Origin of the sequence: Pseudomonas mendocina (genome assembly GCA_037482215.1) — a bacterium.
Classification (GTDB): Bacteria; Pseudomonadota; Gammaproteobacteria; order Pseudomonadales; family Pseudomonadaceae; genus Aquipseudomonas; species Aquipseudomonas mendocina_E.
The window spans coordinates 4,024,888-4,051,606 of sequence record CP148074.1 but is presented as its reverse complement, the minus strand read 5'-3'; the positions used below and the strand labels follow the sequence as shown (position 1 = coordinate 4,051,606).

Here is a 26,719-nt window from a genome sequence, read left to right as displayed (position 1 = left end):
GCATCATTGCCAGTAATTGCGACCTCGGCCTTGGTGTTTGGCTTCGTACAAGCTGCGGTCTGCCAAATGCAGAAGGCTCTCAAGGTCGCTTGCTTCACCATAATGAATGCCCGCGCTGAATGACAAAGGTGGGGCGTCTGGAGCGTAGTCTGTGGCCAGGCACTGGCGCCGGAGTCGATCCAGATTATCGCTGAGGGTTTGAGCATCCTGGGGACTGATCATGGCGAATTCTTCGCCGCCCAGTCTTCCCAGTAATGCATCAGGGAAGGCGTCGCTGAATAGTTGGCTGAAGGCGACAAGTGCTGCATCACCGCTGGCATGGCCGCATTCGTCGTTGATGCGTTTGAAGAAGTCCAAGTCAATCATCACTGCGCTCAGGCGGTCGCCACAGTCCTGCGCCTTGCTGAGCAGTTTGTTGGCTTGCTCATAAAAGGTGCGGCGGTTGTTTAGGCCGGTAAGTGCATCAAACTGAGCTGCTTGCCGGAGTGCACGCACCATGTCGCGGCGCTCCAGGGTTGATATCACCCGGCAGTTCAGCTCTTCGGGGCAGAAGGGTTTACGCAGGAAGTCATCGGCGCCGTGTTTGATGAACTTGGCGCTCAGCGAACCTTTCGCATCAGCTGACAGGCCGATGATGATCAGCTCATTACGCTTCATTTTCTGCCGCAGCATTTTCACGAGGTCAAAGCCGCAGATCCCCGGCATGCGGTGGTCGACCAGAAACAGGTCGATGTCTGGCTGGTTTTTCAGGATGCGCAGTGCATCCTTTCCATCCACAGCATCAATAATTTGGTAGCGGTGGGGCGTAAGGATGTTACGGATGTAATTGCGTGCGGTCTCCGAATCTTCAGCCACTAGGATTTTGACCGAGCTGTTGCTTTCCAAGCGGTGTAGCAGGCGGAAGGCATATTCGTAGGCGTGATGACTTTCCTTGAGTACGTAATCGACCACGCCTTTGAGTAATAGCTGGTCCCGGCGATCCTCGTTATAGCTTGCAGTCAGGACGATGCACGGCAAATGGTAGGCCATGACTAAATCGACGATTTCACCGTTGGGGGCGTCTGGCAGATTGAGGTCAACGATTGCCGCAAAAAAAAGCCTGGCCGAAGTTTCCAGCATGACCTTGGCCTCGCCCAGGGAGGCGCAGAACACCGGTTGGTAGTCGGGTTCGTTGCGGAACAGGCGCTCAAGAATCTTTAGCACCATTGGGCTGTCTTCGATGACCAGAATATTGCGCTGGGGCTTGCTTTGTGTGGCTAACGGCATTACGACTTCTGTCCGAAAAATACGCCAAGCGTGAGCCCGAAGGCCGTACGCTCTAAAAGTGTTTAGAGGCTGCGCACCCGTAGGGAACGGCCTTTGATCTTGCCGTTGCTCAGACGCGTCAGGGCTTGCTGGGCAACACTGCGTTCAACCGCAACGTAAGCCTGATAGTCGAAGAGCGCGATCTTGCCGACTTGGTTGCCAGCAATACCGGCATCACCGGTAAGGGCCCCTAGGATATCGCCCGGACGCAATTTATCTTTACGGCCAGCGGCAATGCACAGGGTAATCATCGGAGGGCGTAGGGGTTCATCACTGCGGCTTTTAAGGCTGCTCAGCGGGTGCCAGACCAAGGGTGCGTTTTGCAGGCTTTCGATGGCTTGGGCACGGTGGGCTTCAGGCGGGGCAACCAAGCTGGCGGCTAGGCCTTTCTCACCTGCACGACCGGTACGGCCGATACGGTGAATGTGGATTTCCGGATCGCGGGCCAGCTCTACGTTGATCACCATGTCCAGAGCTTCGATATCCAGTCCCCGTGCCGCCACGTCGGTGGCCACCAGCACTGACAGGCTGCGGTTGGCGAACATCGCCAGCACCTGATCGCGCTCGCGCTGCTCCATATCGCCGTGCAGGGCGGCGGCGGAAATGCTGTATTTCTCCAGGTACTCAACCACGTCTTGGCACTGTTGCTTGGTAAAGCAGAACGCCACGCACGATTGGGGGCGGAAACTCAGCAGCAGCTTGAGCGTAGCCTCTAAGCGTTGCTCCGGGCTGACTTCGTAGAAGCGCTGTTCAATCTGCGTGTCATCGTGCAGGGCTTCGACTTTGACCTGTTGCGGAGAGCGCATAAAGGTGGACGCCAACTGCTGGATACCATCGGGGTAGGTGGCCGAGAACAGAAGGGTCTGACGACGCTTGGGGGTCTGGCTGATGATGTCAGCAATGCTGTCGTAGAAACCCATGTCGAGCATGCGGTCGGCTTCATCGAGTACCAGGGTATTGAGTCCATCCAGTTTCAAGGTGCCCTTGCTCAGGTGCTGTTGCACGCGGCCCGGTGTGCCAACGATGATTTGGGCGCCGTGCTCCAGCGAGCCGATTTGCGGGCCAAATGGTACGCCGCCACACAAAGTCAGCACCTTGATGTTGTCCGCTGCACGGGCAAGGCGGCGCAACTCTTTGGCCACCTGGTCGGCCAGCTCGCGGGTCGGGCATAACACCAGGGCTTGGCAGCCAAAGTAGCGTGGGTTGAGCGGATTAAGCAGGCCAATGCCAAAGGCCGCAGTCTTGCCGCTGCCAGTTTTTGCCTGAGCAATCAGGTCTGCCCCTTTGAGGATGACCGGCAGGCTCTGCGCCTGAATCGGTGTCATCTCGCTGTAACCGATGGACTCAAGGTTGGCCAGCATGGCAGGGGAAAGCGGAAGGGAAGCGAAGGCGGAACTGGTCACGGTGCAGGCCTGATTAAGCAAATAGGTGCGTAGTGTAACAGGCCGCGCATAGGGCGGCCTGTGCTCAGAACAGGTCGATGGGGTCCACATCCAGCGACCAGCGCACGGCGCGTCCGCTGGGCATCTGTTCCAGTACCGGCATCCAGTAATGGAGTAGGCGATGCAGCCCTGCGCGGGCGTTGCCTTGCAGCAGTAACTGGGCGCGGAAGCGCCCGGCACGGCGCTCCATCGGGGCGGGCACCGGGCCAAGCAGCTCGATACCGCTCAGGTTCAACTCGCCCAGCAAGTACTCAGCTTCGCTGCAAGCCTGATCGAGAAAGTCTTCGGCTTGCCCTGGTTTATGCGCTTCAGCGCGCAGCAGGGCAAGGTGACAGAAGGGCGGCAGGCCGGCGGCGCGGCGTTCGCTGAGGGCTTGCTCGGCAAAAGCGAAATAGCCTTGCTCGGTGAGTTGAACCAACAGCGGGTGGTCGGCCAGGTGGCTTTGGATGACCACCTTGCCCGGCTCCTCGGCACGACCTGCACGACCTGCCACCTGTACGATGAGTTGCGCCATGCGCTCGCTGGCGCGGAAGTCAGCAGAGAACAGGCCGCCATCCGCATCGAGAATCGCCACCAGGGTCACACGGGGAAAGTGGTGACCTTTTGCGAGCATCTGCGTGCCTACCAGAATGCACGGTTCGCCACGTTGAACGGTCTTGAACAGGTTGTTCATGGCGTCTTTGCGTGAGGTGCTATCGCGGTCGACCCGCAGCACTGGCACGTCGGGGAAAAGAATTTCCAAGCGCTCTTCGGCTCGTTCAGTACCTGCGCCGACGGGGCGCAAGTCGACTTTGCCACAGGTCGGGCAGTTGCTGGGCTGGCGCTCCACATGCCCACAGTGGTGGCAACGCAACTCACGGGAACGTTGGTGTACGGTCATCCGCGCATCGCAGCGCGGGCACTCGGAGAACCAGCCACAGTCGTGACAGAGCAAGGTTGGAGCAAAGCCGCGGCGATTGAGGAACACCAGCACTTGCTGACCGGCATCCAGCGTTTGGCGGATGGCCTGCTGTAGCGGGCCAGAAATGCCGGAGTCCAGCGGCAGGCTTTTTACGTCCAGTCGGATATAGCGCGGCGCCTTAGCGCCTCCGGCCCGTTGTTGCAGGCGCAGCAGGGCGTAGCGACCACTGTGGGCGTTGTGCAGGCTTTCCAGTGACGGCGTGGCCGAGCCCAGCACAATTGGGATGTTCTCTTGATGGGCGCGGACCACGGCCAAATCGCGGGCGTGATAGCGCAGGCCTTCCTGCTGCTTATAAGAGGCGTCGTGTTCTTCGTCGATGATGATCAGGCCGGGGCGTTGCATCGGGGTAAACAGCGCGGAACGGGTGCCGATGATAATGTCGGCCTCGCCGTCCCGGGCCGCAAGCCAGGCATCCAGACGTTCGCGGTCATTGACGGCCGAGTGCAGCAGAGCAATGCGGGCGTTGAAACGTTGCTCAAAACGCGCCAGGGTCTGTGGGCCTAAGTTGATTTCAGGAATCAGCACCAGTGCCTGCTTGCCGGCCTCAAGGGTTTCGCGGATCAGCTGTAGGTAAACCTCGGTCTTGCCGCTGCCGGTGACACCGGCCAGCAAAAAGGTTTTGAAGTCGCCAAAACCAGAGCGAATGGCGTCAGTGGCGGCCCTCTGCTCGGCATTCAGCGGCAACTCGGGCTGAGCCAGCCAAGGGCCATGGCGCTCATGAGCGGCCAAACGCCGCACCTCCACCTGAACCAGCCCCTTTTCCCTGAGCAAGTCCAGGCTGTCTTTGCTGAGTTGCAGCTTGCTGAGTAACTGGTGAGCCACGCCGTGGGGATGTTGGGCCAGCGTTTTCAGGGCATCGCGCTGGCGCGGGGCACGGCTCAAGCGCGGGTCGTCCGCTTTAGCACCGGGGACAACTGACCAAAATCGTTCCTGTCGGGCTTCAGCGGGTTCACCCTGGCGTAGCAGCACGGGCAAGGCCCAACTCAATGTGTCACCAAGACTGTGTTGGTAATACTGGGCCGTCCACAAACAGAGCTTAAACAGCGGCTCGGGAATCGGTGATTTCGGGTCAAGCAACTCCAGCGCTGGCTTGAGCTTTTCAGGGGGAACGTCACTTTGATGAGCGACCTCGACCAAAATGCCGATTACCTCCCGTCGCCCAAAAGGCACCCGCAGGCGAGCTCCTGGCTGCAAGGCACTGCGCGGCACATTCGCCGGGGCGAGGTAGTCGAACAGGCGGCGCAGGGGCGAGGGCAGGGCGAGGCGCAGAATGGCGTCGGGCACGCGGTAAAACTCCTGAACACGGTACGACTGGTGCTTGGCGGGGCTATGACCCGGCCGGCGATGGTGTCATGCAGATAATTCTGGGGATGTTAGCACGAGCAGTGCGTCGCCCCGATAACACTGCAGCTTGCGTCAATGCTGCGCTCTGGTATTATCGCGCCCCTAATTCCGTGCGGTACCCGACAATAACGTCTGGTGGCGGCACGACAGACCTGAGGAATCATCATGAAAGCCGATATCCATCCGACATACGAAGCCGTTACCGCCACTTGCAGCTGCGGCAACGTTATCGAAACTCGCTCCACTCTGGCTAAGCCGCTGAGCCTGGACGTGTGCAACGAGTGCCACCCGTTCTACACCGGCAAGCAAAAAATGCTGGATACTGGCGGCCGTGTTGATCGCTTCAAGCAGCGTTTCGGCATGTTCGGCTCCAAGCAGTAAGCATGCGAGCCGCATCGGAAAGCCCCAAGGGCTACGCCGAGCGAATGAAAAAGGCGTCCCAAGTGGGCGCCTTTTTTGTTTCCGCTCTTTTTACGCTCAGCGCCAACGCCTTTTGCCCGGTGCCGGGCAAATTGCCGCAGGTTGAGGTACAGCGGGTAGTCGATGGTGACACCCTGCGTCTTAAGGATGGGCGTAATGTCCGTCTGATAGGTATCAACACGCCGGAATTGGGCCGCCAGGGACGTACTGCCGAACCCTTTGCTGAAGCCGCGAGACGTCGTTTACAGGCGCTGGTGGATGCCAGCGACGGCAGGGTTGCCTTGCAAGTCGGTCAAGAGAGTAAGGACCGCTACGGGCGTACGCTGGCGCATGCCTACGACAAAAGTGGACGAAATCTTGAAGCTCAACTGCTTGCGGAGGGGTTAGGATTTCTCGTTGCAGTGGCGCCTAATCTTGATCTTGTCAGTTGCCAGCAGTCGGCTGAGCGAGCCGCTCGCGACGAACGGGCGGGCCTGTGGCGACAAATCAATGTCCTGTCCCCTGGGGATATTCGTACTGGCGGTTTTGCCCTGATTCAGGGGCGTGTCCAGCGCGTTGACCGCAATGGCGGCGGGGTATGGTTGGAAATGGGCGATTCGCTGGTGCTGCATATTTCCCGCCAGGACTTGAGAAACTTTGATCTCGCCGAGCTCAATGCACTGAAAGGGCAAAACGTAGAGGCGCGCGGTTGGGTAATAGATCGTGCTCAGCGTGGCAAAGTACGTGACGGGCAAGCTCGCTGGCTTCTACCCCTAACGGGGGATGTCATGTTGCAGCGATTGCCTTGAAATGGAGTGGCAGTGGGTGGCGCGGTGAGGGCGCAAAGTGTGCGCTACAGCAGCTGCTGCGGCGCTGGTGAACTTGTACAGCTGAGTGCAAGTTGCGTATCCTCCCGCCTGCCTGTTCAACCCCCTCCCTTAGCGGAAATGCCATTATGTCTGATTTAAAAACAGCCGCTCTCGAATACCACGCTAATCCCCGCCCGGGTAAGTTGAGTGTCGAGTTAACCAAGCCAACTGCCACCGCTCGCGACCTTGCCCTGGCTTACAGCCCAGGTGTTGCTGAGCCTGTGCGTGAAATTGCGCGTGATCCAGAGCTGGCTTATCGCTACACCGGCAAGGGCAATCTGGTTGCTGTGATTTCTGATGGTACCGCCATCCTGGGCCTGGGTGACCTTGGCCCGCTGGCTTCCAAGCCGGTGATGGAAGGTAAAGGTGTGCTGTTCAAACGCTTTGCTGGTGTTGACGTGTTCGACATCGAAGTCGAAGCCGAGAGTCCGCAGGCTTTTATCGACACGGTACGTCGTATTTCCATCACCTTCGGTGGTATCAACCTGGAAGACATCAAAGCCCCTGAGTGCTTTGAAATTGAACGCACGCTGATCGAACAGTGCGACATTCCGGTTTTCCACGATGATCAACATGGCACTGCAATTGTGACGGCTGCCGGTATGCTCAATGCCCTGGAAATCGCCGGTAAGAGCTTGCCAGAGGCCAAAATTGTCTGCTTGGGTGCGGGTGCTGCTGCAATCTCCTGCATGAAGCTGCTGGTGAGCATGGGTGCGAAGATCGAAAACATCTTCATGGTCGACCGTAAAGGCGTGATTCATGCTGGTCGCGACGACCTGAACCAGTACAAAGCTGTATTCGCCAGCGAAACTGAAAAACGCACGCTTTCCGATGCTCTGGATGGTGCTGATGTGTTTGTTGGTCTGTCCGGTCCTAACCTGCTCAGCGCAGAAGACCTGAGTCGTATGGGCCCGAACCCAATCGTATTTGCTTGCTCCAACCCTGATCCGGAAATCAAACCGGAACTGGCTCACGAGACTCGCAATGATGTGATCATGGCAACCGGTCGTTCCGACTACCCGAACCAGGTCAACAACGTACTGGGCTTCCCGTTCATCTTCCGTGGTGCGCTGGACGTTCGTGCGACCCGTATTAACGAAGAAATGAAGATTGCAGCCGCTCTAGCCCTGCGCGATCTGGCTAAGCTGCCGGTTCCGCAAGAGGTTTGCGATGCATACGGCGGCATTGAGCTGTCTTTCGGCCGTGAGTACATCATTCCGAAACCGATGGACCCGCGTCTGATCAATGTGGTGTGTGATGCAGTCGCCAAAGCTGCCATTGAAAGTGGTGTCGCGACGCTGCCATACCCGGCGCACTACCCGCTGCAGTCTGTTGATGATGTCTTCAAGGCCTAATCGGAACTGCAATAAAAAACCCGCTTAGGCGGGTTTTTTATTGTCTGCTACTCAGGGCTGGCCCATCGTCGGACGGGCCTTTGGGGTAATCAGAACAGATCCAGTGGCGCCATTTCGTCGGCAGGTAGAGGGCTGCCTGGAATGCTGGAACCTGGATCGAACTCGCCAACCGGTGGTGGGGAGTCCTCAAGTTTGAATAGCTCGAAATAGGCATTCGGCGTATCCGGTGTAGCTGCGCGGCCACTGTACGGGTCTACACGCAGTGTCAGCAGCCCCTCCGGTTCTGGTTGTTCATGGCTTGGTTTGCCCTTGAGGGCTTCGCCCATGAAACTCATCCAGATTGGCAGGGCCACAGTACCGCCATACTCGTGGCGACCCAGGCTTTCAGGCTGATCAAAACCCGCCCAAACGGTGGTGACGTAGTCCGCGTTGTATCCGGAGAACCAGCTGTCTTTAGACTCGTTGGTGGTGCCCGTTTTCCCTGCAAGGTCGTCACGTTTCAGGGCCAGCGCCCTGCGTCCCGTGCCACGGGTTATGACGTCTTTGAGCATGCTGGTCATGATGTAGGCCGTACGGCCGTCAATCACTCGCTTGGCCTCGATCGGTGCCTCAGGCAGTGGCTGGTCACCAACGCTGATGGCCAGTGCATTGTGTTCCGCCGCCTTGCTGATGCCGGCCGGTGTTCGCGCTGGGTTGGCAGTAAACAGGCGCTTGCCGTTGCGGTCCTCAATTGACTGCACCAAATACGGCTCAACCTTGTAGCCCCCGTTGGCGAAAACGCTCCAGCCTTCGGCAATCTCCATCGGTGTCAGGCTCGCCGTGCCCAACGAAAGGGATAGGTTAGGCGGCAGGTCTTTCTTATCGAAGCCAAACTTCTCGATGTAGTTCAGGGTGCTGTTGATGCCAAGGTCTTGCAGCAGTCGTATCGAGACCATGTTGCGCGAGCGATACAACGCTTCACGCAGTCGGATCGGGCCGAGGAAGGTGTTGTTGTCATTCTTCGGGCGCCAGACTTGGGACTGGCTATTTTCTGCGAAGACAATGGGCGCGTCGTTCACCAGCGTGGCTGCGGTGTAGCCCTTATCCAGTGCTGCACTATAGATGAAGGGTTTAAAGCTAGAGCCGGGTTGGCGCTTGGCTTGGATGGCACGGTTATAGTTGCTCTGTTCGAATGAGAACCCGCCTACGAGGGCGCGGATGGCGCCACTGTCTGGGTCAAGTGTCACCAGGGCGCTTTGTGCTGCAGGCACCTGAGTAAAGCGCAGGCTGCCATCATCCTTGCGCAGAATACGGATCAGATCACCGACTTTGCTTACGTCCGCAGGGCTGCGAGGGTTAGGTCCCATGCTGTTGGAGTTGATGAAGGGGCGTGCCCATTTCATGCTGTCCCAGCTGACTGCCTGCTCTTCGCCGTTGCGCAGAAGGACGAGAATGCCGCTTTTCTCAACCGCGGTGACGATGGCAGGTTCCATCCCGCCGCGAGGCGTACGCTTGCTCAGCTCGGCCAGCCATTGTTCTTTGCTCAGGTTCGGCAGGCGAGCTTCTGGTCCACGGTAACCGTGGCGTTGATCGTAAGTGATCAGGCCTTCACGTACTGAATTGTTAGCCGCGATCTGCAGTTCACTCGGAATCGTAGTCGTGACATTAAAGCCTTCCGTGTAAGCCTCGCTGCCATAGCGGCCGACCATTTCTGCCCGGGCCATTTCTGCCACGTAGGGTGCAACGAGTTCAGGTTGCTGGACATGATGGCTGGCATTAATGGGTTCTGCGATGGCCTGGTCGTAACGCTGCTTGTCAATTTTGCCCAGCGTATAGAGTCGCCCGAGGATCCAGTCCCTGCGTTCCAAGGCTCGCTTCGGGTTAACCAGCGGGTTGAATCGCGAGGGCGCTTTTGGCAGGCCAGCGATCATTGCCATCTGGGCAAGGGTGATATCACGAATAGATTTTCCGTAATAAACCTGAGCGGCAGCTTCAATACCGTAAGCGCGATTACCTAAATAAATCTTGTTTACATAAAGTTCGAGAATTTCGTTCTTGCTCAATTCTCGTTCAATTTGTAAGGCAAGAAGTATTTCGTTGATCTTTCGTGAGAAACTACGCTCGCTGGTCAGGAAGAAGTTCTTCGCGACCTGCATAGTGATGGTACTGCCCCCAGTTTGGATCTGACCGCTTCTGACAATCTGACTCGCGGCGCGCACCAAACTGGTAGGGTCCACACCGTAATGGTTGGCAAAGTTGTCATCTTCAGCGGCCAGCAATGCATTAATAAAGTCTTGGGGGATTTCATTGAATGCAATGGGGGAGCGGCGCATTTCGCCAAACTCTGCAATTAGTTTTGCGTCACTGCTATAGACACGCAACGGAATCTGCAGCTGAATACTGCGCAGGGATTCCACGGAGGGGAGGCTGGGGCTCAGGTAAAGGAATGCACCGCTCAAACTGAGAGCTAGGCCACAAAAAGCTGCAATCCCGGCCCAAAAAAAGAAACGCAGAAGTCGCATCAAGGTGTGTGGATTTCCAAATAAAAGAAAGGCTTAAGATTGGCCTGGGGTTGAGAGAATAAAACTGATCACATTATAAGCGGTTTTTTTACAGGGTAGCCATTTGCGATTCTGTCAAGACTGTTATTTAATGTGAAAAAACATAAATAGTCCGTAAGTTGCGGATGACAATAGGAAATCGGTCGTGCTAGGGCTCTTTACTAAGAAAGCGAACACGCTTCTCGGGATCGATATCAGTTCGACTTCCGTGAAGCTCCTCGAATTGAGTCGCTCTGGAAGCCGCTACAAAGTAGAGGCTTATGCTGTTGAGCCGCTCCCCTCAAACGCTGTTATTGAAAAGAACATTGCTGAACTGGAAGGTGTGGGGCAGGCCCTTTCAAAAGTCTTGGTCAAAGCCAAAACCAACGTAAAAACTGCAGCGGTGGCTGTGGCTGGTTCTGCTGTGATCACCAAAATCATCGATATGGAAGCTGGGCTCTCGGACGATGACCGAGAGAATCAGCTCAAGATCGAGGCTGATCAGTATATTCCTTACCCTCTGGAAGAGGTTGCGATTGACTTCGAAGTTCAGGGCCCTTCGTCGAGAAATCCTGAGCGAGTCGATGTGCTGCTGGCTGCCTGTCGAAAAGAGAACGTCGAAGTTCGTGAGGCTGCGCTGGCTCATGCAGGGCTGACGGCCAAAGTGGTCGATGTTGAAGCCTATGCGCTGGAACGTGCGTTTAGCCTATTGGTCGATCAGCTGCCGGTAAAAGGGAATGACCTGACTGTAGCTGTCGTTGACATTGGCGCCACGATGACAACGCTCAGTGTTCTGCATAACGGGCGCACTATCTATACCCGTGAGCAGCTTTTCGGCGGTCGCCAACTGACCGAAGAAATTCAGCGTCGCTATGGCCTGTCCGTCGAAGAGGCCGGGCTGGCGAAAAAACAGGGTGGACTGCCTGACGATTACGACGTTGAGGTTCTGCAACCGTTTAAAGAAGCTGTCGTGCAGCAGGTTTCGCGTTCGCTGCAGTTCTTCTTTGCCGCCGGCCAGTTTAATGATGTGGACTACATCCTTTTAGCTGGCGGAAGCGCGTCAATTCCTGATCTGGATCGCCTTATTCAGCAAAAAATCGGTACGCCCACGTTGGTGGCTAATCCGTTTGCTGACATGGCGCTGAGTGGCAAGGTCAATGCTGGAGCGCTTGCGAGCGATGCACCAGCCCTGATGATTGCCTGCGGTCTGGCGATGAGGAGTTTCGACTAATGGCGCGGATCAACCTTCTACCTTGGCGCGAACAATTGCGCGAAGAGCGTAAACAGCGCTTCTTAGCCTCCCTGGGTGGTGTTTTCCTGGTTGCTGCGGCAGCTGTTTTCTTAGCCGGACAATACTTGGGCGGCGCAATTGAACAGCAGAATGCACGCAATCAGTTCATACGTTCTGAAATTGCATCGCTGGATAATCGTATCAAGGAAATCCGAGATCTCAAGACACGCCGTGAGCAGTTGCTTGAGCGTATGAAGATTATTCAGGATCTTCAGGGTAATCGACCTATTATTGGTCGGATATTTGACCAGTTGGTTAGAACGTTGCCGGATGGTGTTTATTTCACTGAAGTAAAAACAACAGGCAAGAACATCGCGATTGTTGGTGCAGCTGAATCCAATAACCGTGTTTCTGCGCTTATGCGCAGCCTTGACTCCTCTGACTGGCTGGCTTCTCCCAATTTGACAGAAGTTAAATCTGTTACTGCTGGAGCGGTTGATCAGGCCAACGTCTTTAAGTTGACGGTACAGCAGACTGAGCCGGAAAAAGAAGTTGAGGGGGCTAAACAATGAGTCTTAATGAGTCGCTGGAGAGTCTCCGTAAGATTGATATCAATGACCTTGATTTCAATAACGTAGGTTCCTGGCCTGTAGCGGTAAAGGTCATTAGCGGGATCCTGCTGTTTGTCGCCATTCTTGGCCTGGGTTACCAGTTTTATATCAGCGACATGCAGTCGCAGCTTGATATGGCTGTAGCTGAGGAAAGTTCGCTGAAGCAGCAGTTCACAAGCAAGGCGCATCAGGCGGCGAACCTTGAGGCCTACAAAGAGCAAATGGCTGAAATGGAGCTGTCTTTTGGGGCTTTGCTCAAGCAGCTGCCTAGCGATACCGAGGTGCCTGGGTTACTTGAGGATATTACTCGTACTGGCTTAGGTAGCGGTTTGGAGTTTGAGGAAATCAAGTTACTGCCTGAAATCACTCAGCAGTTCTATATCGAACTTCCAATTCAGATCAAAGTGTTTGGCTCTTATCATGACTTGGCAACTTTTGTCAGTGGCGTCGCGAGCCTGCCGCGTATTGTTACTCTGCATGACTTTGAGTTGAAGCCAGGCGCCAAAAACGAGGCAGGGTCATCTGTGCTCAGCATGAGTATCTTGGCTAAGACATACCGTTATAACGATAAGGGAGTGACAAAATGACAATTCGTTATTCCCTTATTGCTGTTCTTTCATTAGGGCTTGCTGGCTGTGGGAATGGGGATTTCTCTGACCTGCAAACCTTTATGGATGAAGTACGTGCTCAGCCCAAAGGGGCTATTGAGCCTTTGCCTACGTTTTTACCCTATGAGAGTTTCACATATGGTGCTGCGTCTCTGCGTAGCCCGTTCCAGCCGCCGGTAAAAATTGATCTGACAGCTCGTCAAAAAGGCTCCAGCAATATCAAGCCTGACGAGAACAGGGTTAAGCAGTTCTTGGAGGAGTTCAATATTGAATCCTTCCAGATGGTTGGCACACTTTCGAATGATGGTGGGGTATTTGCTTTGATCAATGCTGCCAGCGGCGTTCATCGTGTGCGCGTTGGCGATTATTTGGGGCGTAACCATGGCCGCATCATCTCAATCGATGATGCCAAAGTCGAAGTTGTTGAAATCGTCCCGGACGGTGAAGGTGGATGGCTCGAGCGGCCACGCAGTATTACCCTCAAGGAGAGCTCCTAGGGGAGTTGATTAGATATGAAAAAATATAATCTGTCTGCCAAACGGAATCGCCCAATGAATAAGTCAGTACTGCATCTATGTTTTCCATTGCTGGCGGTATTTCTTTCTCCGGAAGTTCTCGCCGCTAATCTGCAAGGGCTGGATGTAGCTGCGCTGCCTGGTGATCGTGTTGAGCTGAAGCTATCTTTTGATGAGCCGGTTCTGGCCCCGCGTGGGTACACAATTGATCAACCCGCTCGCATCGCTCTTGATTTGCCTGGCGTCGCCAATAAGTTGGGGGTCAAGAACAAGGATCTGGGTGTAGGTAATGCACGCAGTGTGACGGTAGTTGAGGCAGGGGACCGTACTCGCCTTATCGTCAATCTGACTAATCTTTCGCCCTACAATACGCGGGCTGAAGGTAATAACGTTTATGTGGTCGTGGGTGAGGGCGCAGGTGCTGCCGCGTCGAATCAGCCTTCTGCGGCTCCGGTTACCGCACCAGCACCTGCGCCTGCTAAGGTTTTTGCGCCTCAAGGTCGGGTTGTTCAGAACATTGATTTCCAGCGCGGGGAGCAGGGCGAAGGTAACGTGGTTATTTCCTTGTCCGATGCATCACTCAACCCGGATATCCAAGAACAGGGCGGAAAGATTCGTCTGAAGTTCGCTAAGACTCAACTGCCTGAGTCGCTGCGTGTGCGCTTGGATGTGAAAGATTTTGCAACCCCGGTCCAATACGTAAGCGCATCTGAGTCCCGTGGCGAGACAGAGATCGTCATTGAGCCGACGGGTACTTTTGATTATCTGGCTTATCAGGCAGATAACAAACTGACGCTGAGCATCAAGAAACTGAGCGAGCGTGAGCTGGAGCAGCGCAAGGCAGAAAGCTTTGCTTATACCGGTGAAAAACTGTCGCTTAACTTCCAGGATATTGATGTTCGTTCTGTTCTTCAGCTGATTGCTGACTTCACCGACCTCAATTTGGTGGCTAGCGATACGGTTAGCGGCAATATCACCCTGCGCCTGCAAAACGTGCCATGGGATCAGGCCTTGGACTTGGTTCTGAAAACCAAAGGCCTTGATAAGCGCAAGATCGGCAATGTTCTGTTGGTTGCTCCTGCGGATGAAATTGCTGCACGTGAGCGTCAGGAACTGGAAGCCCAGAAGCAGATTGCTGAGCTGGCTCCTTTGCGCCGTGAACTGATTCAGGTGAATTACGCTAAAGCCTCTGATATCGCCAAGCTTTTCCAATCAGTGGCCAGTGGTGAGGGGCTTTCGGATGACCGGGGTTCTGTCACTGTAGATGATCGCACCAACAGCATCATCGCTTACCAAACTCAAGAGCGTTTGGATGAGTTGCGTCGTATTGTTTCTCAGCTGGACGTTGCCGTCCGCCAGGTGATGATCGAAGCGCGCATCGTCGAAGCTAATGTCGATTATGACAAGGCACTGGGTGTTCGCTGGGGCGGAAGTTTAACGGGGGATGACAAGTGGACGTTCGGCGGTGGCGCTGGTGGCGCGGCTGGTCCGTTTGTAGATATGGCTGTTGCGGGTAGTTCTGGTATCGGCATTGGATTCATCACCGACAATGCCATTCTGGATCTGCAGCTCAGTGCTATGGAGAAGACTGGCTCCGGTGAAGTGGTGTCTCAGCCTAAGGTTGTCACCTCTGATAAGGAAACAGCGAAGATCCTGAAAGGTACCGAAGTTCCTTATCAGGAGGCCAGCTCCAGCGGTGCTTCTACTACTTCCTTCAAAGAAGCTGCTTTGTCTCTTGAGGTGACCCCGCAGATCACACCGGATAACCGCATCCTAATGGAAGTTAAGGTCAATAAAGATGCCCCGGACTTCTCTGTAGTAGCTTCCACTGGTGGTGTTCCGGCTATTCAGAAGAACGAAGTGAATGCGAAGGTGCTGGTCGCGGACGGGGAAACCATTGTGATTGGTGGTGTGTACTCGAATACACAGACCAAGTCTGTGGATAAGGTTCCGTTCCTGGGGGATGTGCCTTATATCGGCCGAGTTTTCCGTCGGGATATTGTTCAGGATAAGAAATCTGAGTTGCTGATTTTCCTGACTCCGCGAATCATGAACAATCAGGCAATCGCGGTGAGTCGTTAAGTTGGTAAAAAATCTGATATTGGTCGGGCCGATGGGGGCGGGTAAAAGCACCATCGGTCGGCTGCTGGCCAAAGAGTTGAAGCTACCGTTCAAGGATTCCGATAAGGAAATTGAAACGCGTACTGGTGCGGATATCCCGTGGATCTTCGATGTAGAAGGTGAGCAGGGTTTCCGTGAGCGTGAGCAGGCGGTTATCGCTGACCTGTGTGAATCAGACGGTATTGTGTTGGCTACAGGTGGTGGGGCGGTAATGCGTCCTGAGAACCGTGCCTCACTTAAACAGGGTGGCAACGTGGTCTATCTGCATGCTTCTGTGGAGCAGCAGATAGATCGTACTGCCCGTGATCGTAATCGCCCGTTGTTGCGCGGCGATGATCCGGGAAAGGTGTTGCGTGAACTGCTTGCTGTGCGTGATCCGCTGTATCGGGAAATCGCTGACATCATCATCGAGACCGATGAGCGTCCGCCACGCATGGTGGTGCAGGAAATCCTTGATCGTCTTGCAATCCTATCTCCCCGTTAAAGCGCAGAGCGATCTGCGCTATCCTAGGCCCTTTGCAAACTGGGGGCTTTATGCAGACTCTTCATGTCGACTTGGGTGAGCGCAGCTACCCGATTTATATCGGGGCAGATCTGCTGTCTCGCAGTGAACTTCTGACCGCTCATATCGTGGGGCGGCAGGTTGCAGTCGTGACCAACGAGACAGTCGCCCCCCTTTATCTTGCCAAGCTTGAGAAGGCCCTGGCGGGTTACTCGGTGACCTCTGTTGTCCTTCCTGATGGTGAAAGCTTCAAGAATTGGGAAACCCTGCAGCTGATCTTTGATGGTCTGTTGAGTGCGCGCCATGACCGCAAAACGACCATCGTTGCCCTAGGTGGTGGTGTGATTGGTGATATGGCAGGCTTTGCGGCGGCCTGTTACCAGCGCGGTGTTAACTTTATTCAGGTGCCGACTACCTTGCTGTCTCAAGTGGACTCCTCGGTAGGAGGTAAGACCGGTATCAACCACCCACTGGGCAAAAACATGGTGGGTGCCTTTTATCAGCCTCAGGCTGTTCTGATTGATATTGAGAGTTTGCACACATTACCGGCGCGTGAATTGTCAGCCGGCCTAGCTGAAGTGATCAAATACGGCCTTATTTGCGATGAGCCGTTTCTGACCTGGCTGGAAGAGAACATGCAGGCGCTGCGTAATCTCGATCCCCAGGCGCTCACCTATGCTATTGAGCGTTCCTGTGCTTCCAAGGCCCGGGTTGTGGCGGCCGATGAGCGTGAGTCCGGCGTGCGTGCAACCTTGAATCTCGGTCATACCTTTGGTCATGCCATTGAAACCCACCAAGGCTATGGCGTGTGGTTGCATGGTGAGGCGGTAGCCGCAGGCACCGTGATGGCGCTGGATATGTCGGAGCGACTGGGCTGGATCAGTCGTGCCGATCGCGAACGTGCAGTTCGCCTGTTTATTGAGGCTGGTTTGCCAGTAGTACCGCCTGAAGATATGACTGCTGCGGATTTTATGGAGCATATGGCGGTCGATAAGAAGGTCCTTGATGGCAAGTTGCGCTTGGTGTTGTTGCGCAGCTTGGGAGAGGCGGTCGTGACCGGTGAATTTCCAAGGGATATTTTGGATGCCACGCTGTCGGCGGATTACGCGGCGCAGTTGGCTCAGATGAATAACTAACGAGTGGCCCATGACAAGTTTGCATGCTGACGAGGCGTTTCTAGATCACTATCACTTCACCCACGACCCTTTTGCGGCGCGGGTGCCGGGGTTTAAATTCTTCCCGGCCCAGCGCAAGCCGGTGCTGGGGCAGTTGCACCATCTGGCGCGTTACAGTCAGCTGTTATTGGTTGTCACCGGGCCGCAAGGCAGTGGCAAGACGTTGCTGCGTCAGGCGCTGGTTGCCAGCACCAATAAGCAGACCGTGCAAAGCGTTGTAGTGTCTGCCCGCGGTGCCTCCGATCCGGCCAGTATCCTGCGGCAGGTTGCTCAAGGGCTGCAGGTGGCTCGCCCCGACGCGGATAGCATCTTGGCTCAGGTGGCCCAGCTGGCTCTGACCGGGCAGGAAGTGTATGTCCTGATTGATGATGCTGAAGACCTCAGCGATGCAGCGCTGACTGCGCTGCTCGGTCTGGCTGCGGGTAATGCCGAAGGCCGCCCTCACGTTTTCCTGTTTGCCGAGCCTGATCTGGTTCCGCGCCTTGAGGTGGCCGCTGCGGGTGAGGAAACCTTTCACGCCATTGAGCTGTTGCCTTATGAAGAAGCCGAGACGCGCGAGTATATGTCGCAGCGTCTGGAAGGCGCTGGGCAGGGCATTGAGCTCTTCTCTGATGAGCAAATCAGCGAGATTCATGAGCAGTCCGGTGGCTGGCCGGGCCTGATCAACCAAGTGGCCCGTGAAACACTGGCAGATGCCATGGTGGTCAAACGTGGTGCAGCCGCTGGTGGATCAAGCTCATTCAAACTGCCGCGTAAACACCTGCTGGCCTTGGCGGTCGTGGGTATTGCTGTGGTTGCTGCGTGGTTGATGCAAGGGCGTGGTACCACCTCGCCACAAGTTGCGCAGCAACCAGCCACCACTGAGGCGCCTGCTGGTGAGCAGGGTGGTGCACCTTCGATACAGTTTGAAGGCGCTAACCAGCCTCTGCCATTGCCTCTGGTGGGTGAGGCGCAACCGGTGATTCGTGAGCCGCTAGCTCAGGCATCGGGAATGGGGGAAGGAGACCCGCAGGAGCTGGCAAACCTGCCGCCTGCTACGCCGAATGTCAGTCAACCAGTGACGGTAACTGCACCTACTCCGGCCCCAGCACCCGTGCAGACGCCCCCCGTAGTGAAACCGGTTGAGCCGGTTAAGCCCGCGCCGGTGGTTGCGCAGCAGCCCAAACCTACTCCTGCCCCAGCGCCTAAGCCCGCTCCGGCACCTCAGCCCGTTAAACCTGCGGCCACCACGCCCTCAAGCGGTGCAGGAAACGCAGGCTGGTATGCCGCGCAACCAGGGCATCAGTATGTGCTTCAGGTATTCGTGACAGGAAGTGAGAGCAAAGCGCAAGAGTTTTTGCGCAAAAATGGTGCGGAATTTCATTACTACAAAAAAATGCACCAAGGAAGTGCGCTTTTTGTGGTGACCTACGGCAAGTTCTCCAGCCAAGCTGCTGCTAAAGCGGCTGTCAGTAAACTCTCTCCAGAGCTGCAAGCCGGTAAACCATGGGCCCGCAGCATCGCGAGTATCAAAACTGAGGCGGTGTCAGGTCGTTAATGGCCTGCTAATTGCATTCGGTTTTGGTGCAGTCGAATTTGGTTCGCACCAATATGCGTCCGAACCAAATTCGACGTGTCTGCGCGCATTTTCTTAAATAAACGCCAGAATCTGAGATGTGTAGCGCAGGGTCGGTGAGTAGTCCGTCCCTAGCTTGCGGCACGTTGGCGATTGCCCGTGCCCGCTCGGCAGGAAATAGGATGGATTAGAAAAACAATTTGCCTGATGTACCGGGCAATACCGTGAGAGTGTCGCTATGAAAGCAGGTTTGTACCGTCCTGATGAGTTCAAGGATAACTGCGGCTTCGGCCTGATTGCCCATATGCAGGGTGAAGCGAGCCATCACCTGTTGCAGACCGCAATTGAAGCCCTGACATGCATGACCCACCGCGGCGGCATTAACGCCGACGGCAAGACCGGTGACGGCTGTGGTCTGCTGATTCAGAAACCAGACGCTTTCCTGCGAGCCATGGCTCAGCAGCATTTCAATGCCGAACTGCCGGAGCAGTACGCCGTCGGCATGGTGTTTTTCAACCAGGACCCGGTTAAAGCCGAAGCCGCTCGCGAAAACATGAACCGCGAGATCCTGGCAGCGGGCCTGACCCTTGTCGGCTGGCGTAAAGTGCCGGTCGATACCCGCGTTCTTGGCCGTCTGGCGCTTGAGCGTCTGCCCCAGATCGAGCAGGTCTTTATCGGTGGTGAAGGCCTCAGCGACCGCGAATTCGCGATTAAGCTGTTCAGTGCTCGTCGTCGTTCTTCGGTGGCTAATGCCGAAGACAGCGATCACTACATCTGCAGCTTCTCCAACAAGACCATCATCTACAAAGGCTTGATGATGCCGGCCGACTTGCAGCAGTTCTACCCAGACTTGGGTGACGAGCGCCTGCAAACCAGCATCTGCGTGTTCCACCAGCGCTTTTCCACCAACACTCTGCCGAAGTGGCCGCTGGCTCAGCCGTTCCGCTTCCTCGCGCACAACGGTGAAATCAACACCATCACCGGTAACCGCAACTGGGCACAGGCGCGTCGCCTGAAGTTCGCCAACGACCAGATTTTCGACCTGGAAGAGCTTGGCCCGCTGGTTAACCGCGTAGGCTCCGACTCCTCGAGCATGGATAACATGCTGGAGCTGATGGTCACCGGTGGTATCGACCTGTTCCGTGGCGTGCGCATGATCATTCCGCCAGCCTGGCAGAACATGGAAACCATGGACGCCGACCTGCGTGCGTTCTATGAGTACAACTCCATGCACATGGAGCCTTGGGATGGTCCTGCCGGTGTCGTATTGACCGACGGCCGCTACGCTGTGTGCCTGCTCGACCGTAACGGTCTGCGCCCGGCGCGTTGGGTTACCACCAAAAACGGCTACATCACCCTGGCCTCTGAAATTGGTGTGTGGGATTACGAGCCGCAAGATGTATTGGCCAAAGGGCGCGTTGGGCCGGGGCAAATCCTGGCGGTGGATACCGAAACTGGCGAGATCCTCAACAGCAGCGATATCGACAATCGCCTCAAATCACGCCATCCCTACAAACAGTGGATGCGTAAAGGCGCGTACCGCATCAAAGCGCGTCTGGACGACACCGACCACGGCTCTTCGTTCTACGATCAGGACCAGCTCAAGCAGTACATGAAGATGTTCCAGGTCACCTTCGAAGAGCGTGATCAGGTGCTGCGTCCGCTGGGTGAGCAAGGGCAGGAAGCGGTCGGCTCGATGGGTGACGACACCCCGATGGCGGTGCTGTCCCAGCGTATCCGTTCGCCGTATGACTACTTCCGCCAGCAGTTCGCGCAGGTGACCAACCCGCCAATCGACCCGCTGCGCGAAGCGATTGTGATGTCGCTGGAAGTGTGCCTGGGCGCTGAGCGCAATATCTTTGAAGAGTCGCCAGAGCATGCTGTCCGTGTGATTCTCAGCAGCCCGGTCATCTCGCCAGCCAAGTGGCGTGCATTGATGGAGCTGGACCGTCCGGGCTTCGAGCGTCATGTCATCGACATGAACTACGACGAGTCGATTGGTCTGGAAGCCGCCGTGCGCAATATGGCCGATCAGGCTGAAGAAGCGGTGCGCGCAGGCAAAGTGTTGCTGGTGCTGTCTGACCGCCATATCGCGCCGGGTAAGCTGCCAGCCCATGCTGCGCTGGTCACCGGTGCTATTCACCATCGCCTGACCGACAAGGGGCTGCGCTGCGACTGCAACATTTTGGTCGAAACGGCTACCGCCCGTGATCCGCATCACTATGCGGTGCTGATCGGTTTTGGTGCGTCGGCGGTTTATCCGTTCCTGGCCTATGAAGTGCTGGGCGATCTGATCCGCACCGGCGAAGTGCTGGGCGATCTGTATGAGGTGTTCAAGTACTACCGCAAAGGTATCGCCAAAGGCCTGCTGAAGATCCTGTCGAAGATGGGTATCTCCACAGTCACCTCGTATCGCGGTGCGCAGCTGTTCGAAGCCGTAGGCCTGTCAGATGAAGTCACCGAGCTGTGCTTCCGTGGTGTCGCCAGCCGCATCAAGGGCGCACGCTTCGTCGATATCGAGTCTGAGCAGAAACTGCTGTCCAACGAGGCCTGGAGCGCGCGTAAACCGATCCAGCAGGGCGGTCTGCTCAAGTTTGTGCATGGCGGCGAGTACCATGCGTACAACCCGGATGTGGTCAACACCTTGCAAGCGGCTGTACAGCAGGGCGACTACGCCAAGTTCAAGGAATACACCACGCTGGTTGATAAGCGTCCGGTGTCGATGCTGCGCGACCTGTTCACCCTGAAGTTGGCAGACAAACCGCTGCCGCTGGATGAGGTCGAGCCGCTGAGCGCTATTCTGAGCCGCTTTGACTCTGCTGGTATTTCCCTCGGCGCGCTGTCGCCGGAGGCTCACGAAGCCATTGCCGAAGCGATGAACCGCCTCGGTGCGCGCTCCAACTCCGGTGAGGGCGGTGAAGACCCAGCCCGTTACGGCACCGTGAAGAGTTCGAAAATCAAGCAGGTGGCGACTGGCCGTTTCGGTGTGACCCCGGAATACCTGGTTAACGCTGAAGTGCTGCAAATCAAAGTCGCTCAGGGTGCTAAGCCGGGTGAAGGCGGTCAGCTGCCCGGCGGTAAGGTCAACGGCCTGATTGCGCGTCTGCGTTACGCCGTACCGGGCGTGACCCTGATTTCGCCGCCGCCGCACCATGACATCTACTCCATCGAAGATTTGGCGCAGCTGATCTATGACCTCAAACAGGTCAACCCGCAGGCGCTGGTATCGGTCAAGCTGGTGGCAGAGGCTGGCGTTGGCACCATTGCGGCCGGTGTGGCCAAGGCTTACGCCGACCTGATCACCATCTCCGGTTATGACGGTGGCACCGGTGCATCGCCGCTGACCTCGATCAAATATGCCGGTGCACCGTGGGAGCTGGGCCTGGCCGAAACTCACCAGACCCTGCGCGGCAACGACCTGCGTGGCAAAGTCCGTGTACAAACTGACGGTGGCCTGAAAACCGGTCTGGATGTGGTCAAGGCTGCCATCCTCGGTGCAGAAAGCTTCGGCTTCGGTACCGCGCCGATGATCGCCCTGGGCTGTAAGTTCCTGCGCATCTGCCACCTGAACAACTGCGCCACTGGTGTTGCGACTCAGAACGACAAACTGCGTAAGGATCACTTCATCGGCACTGTTGAGATGGTGATGAACTTCTTCACCTACGTCGCCGAAGAAACCCGCGAGTGGCTGGCCAAGCTGGGTGTACGCAGCCTGGAAGAGCTGATCGGCCGTACTGATCTGCTCAACATCCTGCCGGGTGAAACCGACAAGCAAGGCCACTTGGACCTGACGCCGCTGCTCGGGAGCGATCACATCCCGGCGGACAAACCACAGTTCTGCCAGGTTGACCGCAACCCGCCGTTCGATGAAGGCAAGTTGGCTGAAGACATGGTCAAGCTGGCCAAGCCTGCAATCGAGTCCGCCAGCGGTGCCGAGTTTGACCTGGACATCTGCAACTGCGACCGATCTATCGGCGCCCGTGTGTCCGGCGAAATCGCCCGTAAACACGGTAACCAAGGCATGGCCAGCGCGCCGATCACGTTCCGCTTCAAAGGCACGGCTGGGCAGAGCTTCGGTGTGTGGAACGCCGGTGGCCTCAACCTGCGCCTGGAAGGCGACGCCAACGACTACGTCGGCAAGGGCATGACTGGCGGCAAGCTGGTCATCGTTCCGCCAGCCGGCAGCCCGTTCAAAACGCAGGAATCAGCCATCATCGGCAACACCTGCCTGTACGGTGCAACCGGCGGCAAGCTGTTCGCTACAGGTACCGCGGGCGAGCGTTTCGCAGTGCGTAACTCCGGTGCTCACGCCGTGGTTGAAGGCACGGGTGACCATTGCTGCGAATACATGACCGGCGGCTTTGTCTGCGTCCTGGGCAAAACCGGCTACAACTTCGGTTCAGGTATGACTGGTGGTTTCGCCTACGTACTGGATCTGGATAACAGCTTCTATGACCGTGTGAACCACGAGCTGGTGGAAATCCAGCGCATCAGCAACGAAGCCATGGAGGCTTACCGCAGCCACCTGGAAGACGTGCTGGCCGAATACGTGGCTGAAACCGGAAGTGAGTGGGGCGCTGAACTGCTGGAAAACCTCGACGACTACCTGCGCAAGTTCTGGCTCGTGAAGCCGAAGGCTGCCAGCCTCAAGTCGTTGCTCTCCAGCACCCGTGCCAACCCGCAATAACAATGCGCCTGAAGCTTGATGAGGTATTGAAATGACTGAACGTCTCAACAACGACTTCCAGTTCATCGAAGTCGGGCGCAAAGACCCGAAGAAGAAACTGCTGCGTCAGCGTAAAAAAGAGTTCGTAGAAATCTACGACACCTTTAAACCAGCTCAGGCTTCTGAGCAGGCTCACCGTTGCCTGGGCTGCGGTAACCCGTACTGCGAGTGGAAGTGCCCGGTGCACAACTTCATCCCTAACTGGTTGAAGCTGGTTTCCGAAGGCAACATCCTCGCCGCTGCCGAGTTGTCGCACCAGACCAACACCCTGCCGGAAGTGTGTGGCCGTGTGTGCCCGCAGGACCGCTTGTGCGAAGGCGCGTGTACCCTGAATGACGGCTTCGGTGCCGTCACCATCGGCTCGGTGGAGAAATACATCACTGACACCGCGTTCGCCATGGGCTGGCGCCCGGATATGTCCAAGGTTAAGCCGACAGGCAAGCGCGTGGCGGTCATTGGTGCAGGCCCGGCAGGCCTGGGTTGTGCTGACGTGCTGGTGCGCAACGGCGTAACGCCGGTGGTGTTCGACAAGAACCCGGAAATCGGCGGTCTGCTGACCTTCGGCATCCCTGAGTTCAAGCTGGAAAAGACCGTGCTGAGCAATCGTCGCGAAGTCTTCACCGGCATGGGCATCGAGTTCCGCCTCAACACCGAAGTGGGCAAGGACATCACCATGCAGCAACTGCTGGATGAGTACGATGCCGTGTTCATGGGCATGGGCACCTACACCTACATGAAGGGCGGCTTCCCCGGTGAAGACCTGCCCGGTGTGACTGATGCGCTGGATTTCCTCGTGGCCAACGTCAACCGCAACCTCGGTTTCGAGAAGGCGCCGGAAGACTTTATCGACATGAAGGGCAAGCGCGTGGTCGTGCTCGGTGGTGGCGACACCGCCATGGACTGCAACCGCACCTCGATCCGCCAGGGCGCCAAGAGCGTGACCTGTGCCTATCGTCGTGACCTGCAGAACATGCCGGGTTCGCGCAAAGAGGTGAAGAACGCCAAGGAAGAGGGTGTGAAGTTCCTCTTCAACCGTCAGCCGATTGAAATCGTCGGTGACGGCAAGGTCGAAGGCATCAAAGTGGTGGAAACCCGCCTTGGTGAGCCGGACGCCCGTGGCCGTCGCAGCCCTGAGCCGATTCCAGGTTCCGAAGAAGTCATCCCGGCAGATGCCGTGCTGATCGCCTTTGGCTTCCGTCCAAGCCCGGCTGCTTGGTTCAATGACTTCAGCATCGACACTGACAGCCAGGGACGCGTTGTCGCACCTGAAAAAGGTGCGTTCAAACACCAGACCAGCAACCCGAAAATCTTCGCCGGTGGCGACATGGTGCGCGGTTCCGACCTCGTGGTGACGGCGATCTTCGAAGGCCGCAATGCCGCCGAAGGTATCCTCGACTACCTGGGGGTTTAAGTTCTCGATGGACTGATATGTATCAAGGCTATAGATAAAAGGCACGGCTCTCGCCGTGCCTTTTGTTTTGTGCTTTGCGACAATGCCGCCCTTTACAGTTGTACGTCACCGCTTTTACTTAAGTCCCCTCCCTGAGGTGGGCGCCAACTCGTGGTATAAGCTTGCACACTTTGTGTGCTGACGTTTCCGTCGAATTGCCAGGAATCTTGCCGATGTCCGCCTTGAAAAACGACCGTTTCCTCCGTGCTCTGCTCAAGCAGCCCGTTGATGTCACCCCCGTGTGGATGATGCGTCAGGCTGGCCGCTACCTGCCGGAGTACCGCGCAACCCGTGCCAAGGCTGGCAACTTCGTAAACCTGATGAAGAACCCCGAGCTGGCCTGCGAAGTCACCATTCAGCCGCTGGACCGTTATCCACAGCTGGACGCCGCGATCCTCTTCTCCGACATCCTCACCATCCCGGATGCCATGGGCCAGGGCCTGTACTTTGAAACCGGCGAAGGCCCGCGTTTCAAAAAGGTCATCAACAGCCTGGCTGATATCGAAGCCCTGCCGATCCCGGACCCGGAGCAAGACCTCGGCTATGTGATGGACGCTGTGCGCAAAATCCGCAGCGAGCTCAATGGCCGCGTGCCGCTGATTGGTTTCACCGGCAGCCCATGGACACTGGCCACATACATGGTCGAAGGCGGCTCCTCCAAGGACTTCCGCAAATCCAAAGCCATGCTCTACGACAACCCGCAGGCCATGCATGCGCTGCTGGATAAGCTGGCGAAGTCGGTCACCGCGTACCTCAACGGCCAGATCAAAGCCGGTGCCCAAGCCGTGCAGATTTTCGACTCCTGGGGCGGCTCGCTCTCCGCTGCGGCGTATCAGGAATTCTCCCTGCGCTATATGAAACAGATCATTGACGGCCTGATCCGCGAACACGACGGCCGCCGCGTGCCGGTCATCCTGTTCACCAAGGGCGGTGGTCTGTGGCTGGAATCCATGGCCGACAGCGGCGCAGAAGCCCTGGGTCTGGACTGGACCTGCGACATCGGCAGCGCCCGCGCCCGCGTCGGCGACAAAGTGGCCCTGCAAGGCAACATGGACCCTAGCGTGCTCTACGCCAACCCGGCCGCCATCCGCGCTGAAGTCGGCCGCATCCTCGCCAGCTACGGCAAAGGCAGCGGCCAGGTCTTCAACCTCGGCCACGGCATCACCCCGGAAGTTGACCCGGCCCATGCCGGTGCCTTCTTCGAGGCTGTGCACGAGCTGTCGGCGCAGTATCACCAATAAGTTGGGAACTCCCATAAGCAAAGAGGCCGCTATTTGGCCTCTTTGCTTTTGTGGGGACAGGAGCTGAAGCTGTACTTTGCGGTAAAGGACGGGTGAGGCTGTTCTAATCTGCCCTACGGCAGCCCTTTAGTACCCAACGTTATTCATGATTTGCTGATAACGGCGCTGATACTCTGGGTAATCTAGATTTTCTTGGCTCAACTGATACAACTGCTGTTCCAGTGTTTGCACAGCAGTAGATTGGGCCGCAGCGGGACTTGGGGCAGTAGACGCTTTCTGCACCATTGGTAGGTTCTCAACCTGTGTGCGAGCCAGCATTTCATCAATTACTGGGCCGATCTTGGCTTCGGTTCCCTGCCACTTCATTAGAGAAAGCCCGCCTTTTCCGCGTAAGTGATAGGTGCCGCTGGCGAGTTGGCGGCGCTGGCTATCGAGCACGTTGATTTCCGCTGAGGAAAGGTAAGGGGCCATATCCCAGCTGCGGCGTGCGGTGTAGGTGACAATATGGCTGCATTCGCCAGATTGGATGGTTGAATGAACCTTGGTCTGAATACCATGGCGGGCGAAGCCGGATTGCAGTACCGGGATAAAGTCATCAACCTTTACCGCGGGATTTTCTTCGATGCAAACGTGCTGGTTGATGCTGTGCAGTGGTGAAACCTGGACCGCTGTGCAGCCGCCGAGCAACGTGAATAGTGCCGCGACCGTGAGCAGTTTGCCCTGAGCTTTAAGTGCGAAATGCATGCTGTGTTCTTCTTATAAAGAGTGGTGCTTGATGCTTGTTGCGGGC

General features: G+C 56.6%; 19 protein-coding genes. 14 read left to right on the top strand and 5 right to left on the bottom strand.

Features of this window, described 5'->3' with window-relative positions:
- Positions 1 to 3 precede the first annotated feature (3 nt).
- The 3 genes from WG219_18770 to WG219_18760 form a co-directional block, all read right to left on the bottom strand.
- Entirely contained in the window at positions 4 to 1,266 is a 1,263-nt protein-coding gene (locus WG219_18770) for a diguanylate cyclase (GenBank protein ID WXL25322.1), read from the bottom strand.
- 62 nt (positions 1,267 to 1,328) lie between these two features.
- Positions 1,329 to 2,708 carry an ATP-dependent RNA helicase DbpA gene (dbpA, locus tag WG219_18765; protein WXL25321.1) on the bottom strand — a complete coding sequence of 460 codons (1,380 nt, stop codon included), beginning with the start codon at positions 2,706 to 2,708 and terminating at the stop codon, positions 1,329 to 1,331.
- Between the two features lie 64 nt (positions 2,709 to 2,772).
- On the bottom strand, positions 2,773 to 4,992 hold the full coding sequence (locus tag WG219_18760) for a primosomal protein N' (protein ID WXL25320.1): 2,220 nt from the start codon (positions 4,990 to 4,992) through the stop codon (positions 2,773 to 2,775).
- Positions 4,993 to 5,217: 225 nt separating this feature from the next.
- Between WG219_18760 and rpmE the strand changes: the two genes are divergently transcribed.
- The 3 genes from rpmE (at position 5,218) to WG219_18745 (ending at position 7,675) form a co-directional block, all read left to right on the top strand.
- Positions 5,218 to 5,433, top strand: a complete 216-nt coding sequence (gene rpmE, locus WG219_18755) for a 50S ribosomal protein L31 (GenBank protein WXL25319.1) — start codon at positions 5,218 to 5,220, stop codon at positions 5,431 to 5,433.
- A gap of 2 nt (positions 5,434 to 5,435) precedes the next feature.
- The gene (locus tag WG219_18750; protein ID WXL25318.1) at positions 5,436 to 6,260 is read left to right on the top strand and encodes a thermonuclease family protein; all 825 of its coding nucleotides are present in this window, start codon (positions 5,436 to 5,438) and stop codon (positions 6,258 to 6,260) included.
- A gap of 146 nt (positions 6,261 to 6,406) precedes the next feature.
- Positions 6,407 to 7,675, top strand: coding sequence for a malic enzyme-like NAD(P)-binding protein (locus WG219_18745; protein ID WXL25317.1), 1,269 nt, complete (start codon positions 6,407 to 6,409; stop codon positions 7,673 to 7,675).
- An 89-nt stretch (positions 7,676 to 7,764) separates the two neighbouring features.
- Here WG219_18745 and WG219_18740 read toward each other — a convergent pair whose 3' ends face one another.
- The gene (locus WG219_18740) at positions 7,765 to 10,179 is read right to left on the bottom strand and encodes a penicillin-binding protein 1A (protein WXL25316.1); all 2,415 of its coding nucleotides are present in this window, start codon (positions 10,177 to 10,179) and stop codon (positions 7,765 to 7,767) included.
- Between the two features lie 181 nt (positions 10,180 to 10,360).
- Between WG219_18740 and WG219_18735 the strand changes: the two genes are divergently transcribed.
- The 11 genes from WG219_18735 (at position 10,361) to hemE (ending at position 25,929) form a co-directional block, all read left to right on the top strand.
- A complete protein-coding gene (locus WG219_18735) occupies positions 10,361 to 11,425 on the top strand; it encodes a pilus assembly protein PilM (GenBank protein WXL25315.1) in 1,065 nt (354 codons plus the stop codon).
- Entirely contained in the window at positions 11,425 to 11,997 is a 573-nt protein-coding gene (locus WG219_18730; GenBank protein WXL25314.1) for a PilN domain-containing protein, read from the top strand. Before WG219_18735 ends, WG219_18730 begins: the two co-directional genes overlap by 1 nt.
- Positions 11,994 to 12,623 (top strand): type 4a pilus biogenesis protein PilO, encoded by a 630-nt coding sequence (gene pilO / locus WG219_18725; GenBank protein WXL25313.1) that lies wholly within the window; start codon positions 11,994 to 11,996, stop codon positions 12,621 to 12,623. Before WG219_18730 ends, pilO begins: the two co-directional genes overlap by 4 nt.
- Complete coding sequence (pilP, locus tag WG219_18720; protein ID WXL25312.1) at positions 12,620 to 13,141, top strand: type 4a pilus biogenesis lipoprotein PilP; 522 nt, start codon at positions 12,620 to 12,622, stop codon at positions 13,139 to 13,141. The genes pilO and pilP overlap by 4 nt, the downstream gene beginning before the upstream one ends.
- Positions 13,142 to 13,195: 54 nt before the next feature.
- Positions 13,196 to 15,241: a type IV pilus secretin PilQ gene (gene pilQ / locus WG219_18715; GenBank protein WXL25311.1), complete on the top strand. Its 2,046-nt coding sequence runs from the start codon at positions 13,196 to 13,198 to the stop codon at positions 15,239 to 15,241.
- Positions 15,242 to 15,272: 31 nt separating this feature from the next.
- Positions 15,273 to 15,764: a shikimate kinase AroK gene (gene aroK / locus WG219_18710; GenBank protein WXL28042.1), complete on the top strand. Its 492-nt coding sequence runs from the start codon at positions 15,273 to 15,275 to the stop codon at positions 15,762 to 15,764.
- A gap of 50 nt (positions 15,765 to 15,814) precedes the next feature.
- On the top strand, positions 15,815 to 16,918 hold the full coding sequence (aroB, locus tag WG219_18705; GenBank protein WXL25310.1) for a 3-dehydroquinate synthase: 1,104 nt from the start codon (positions 15,815 to 15,817) through the stop codon (positions 16,916 to 16,918).
- Between the two features lie 10 nt (positions 16,919 to 16,928).
- Positions 16,929 to 18,494, top strand: a complete 1,566-nt coding sequence (locus tag WG219_18700; GenBank protein ID WXL25309.1) for an AAA family ATPase — start codon at positions 16,929 to 16,931, stop codon at positions 18,492 to 18,494.
- A gap of 256 nt (positions 18,495 to 18,750) precedes the next feature.
- Positions 18,751 to 23,199 carry a glutamate synthase large subunit gene (gene gltB, locus WG219_18695; GenBank protein WXL25308.1) on the top strand — a complete coding sequence of 1,483 codons (4,449 nt, stop codon included), beginning with the start codon at positions 18,751 to 18,753 and terminating at the stop codon, positions 23,197 to 23,199.
- A gap of 31 nt (positions 23,200 to 23,230) precedes the next feature.
- Positions 23,231 to 24,649, top strand: a complete 1,419-nt coding sequence (locus WG219_18690) for an FAD-dependent oxidoreductase (protein WXL25307.1) — start codon at positions 23,231 to 23,233, stop codon at positions 24,647 to 24,649.
- Positions 24,650 to 24,861: 212 nt separating this feature from the next.
- Positions 24,862 to 25,929: a uroporphyrinogen decarboxylase gene (hemE, locus tag WG219_18685; GenBank protein WXL25306.1), complete on the top strand. Its 1,068-nt coding sequence runs from the start codon at positions 24,862 to 24,864 to the stop codon at positions 25,927 to 25,929.
- Positions 25,930 to 26,055: 126 nt separating this feature from the next.
- Here the strand turns inward: hemE and WG219_18680 are convergent, their stop codons facing one another.
- Positions 26,056 to 26,673, bottom strand: a complete 618-nt coding sequence (locus WG219_18680; GenBank protein ID WXL25305.1) for an Sbal_3080 family lipoprotein — start codon at positions 26,671 to 26,673, stop codon at positions 26,056 to 26,058.
- Positions 26,674 to 26,719: the final 46 nt, after the last annotated feature.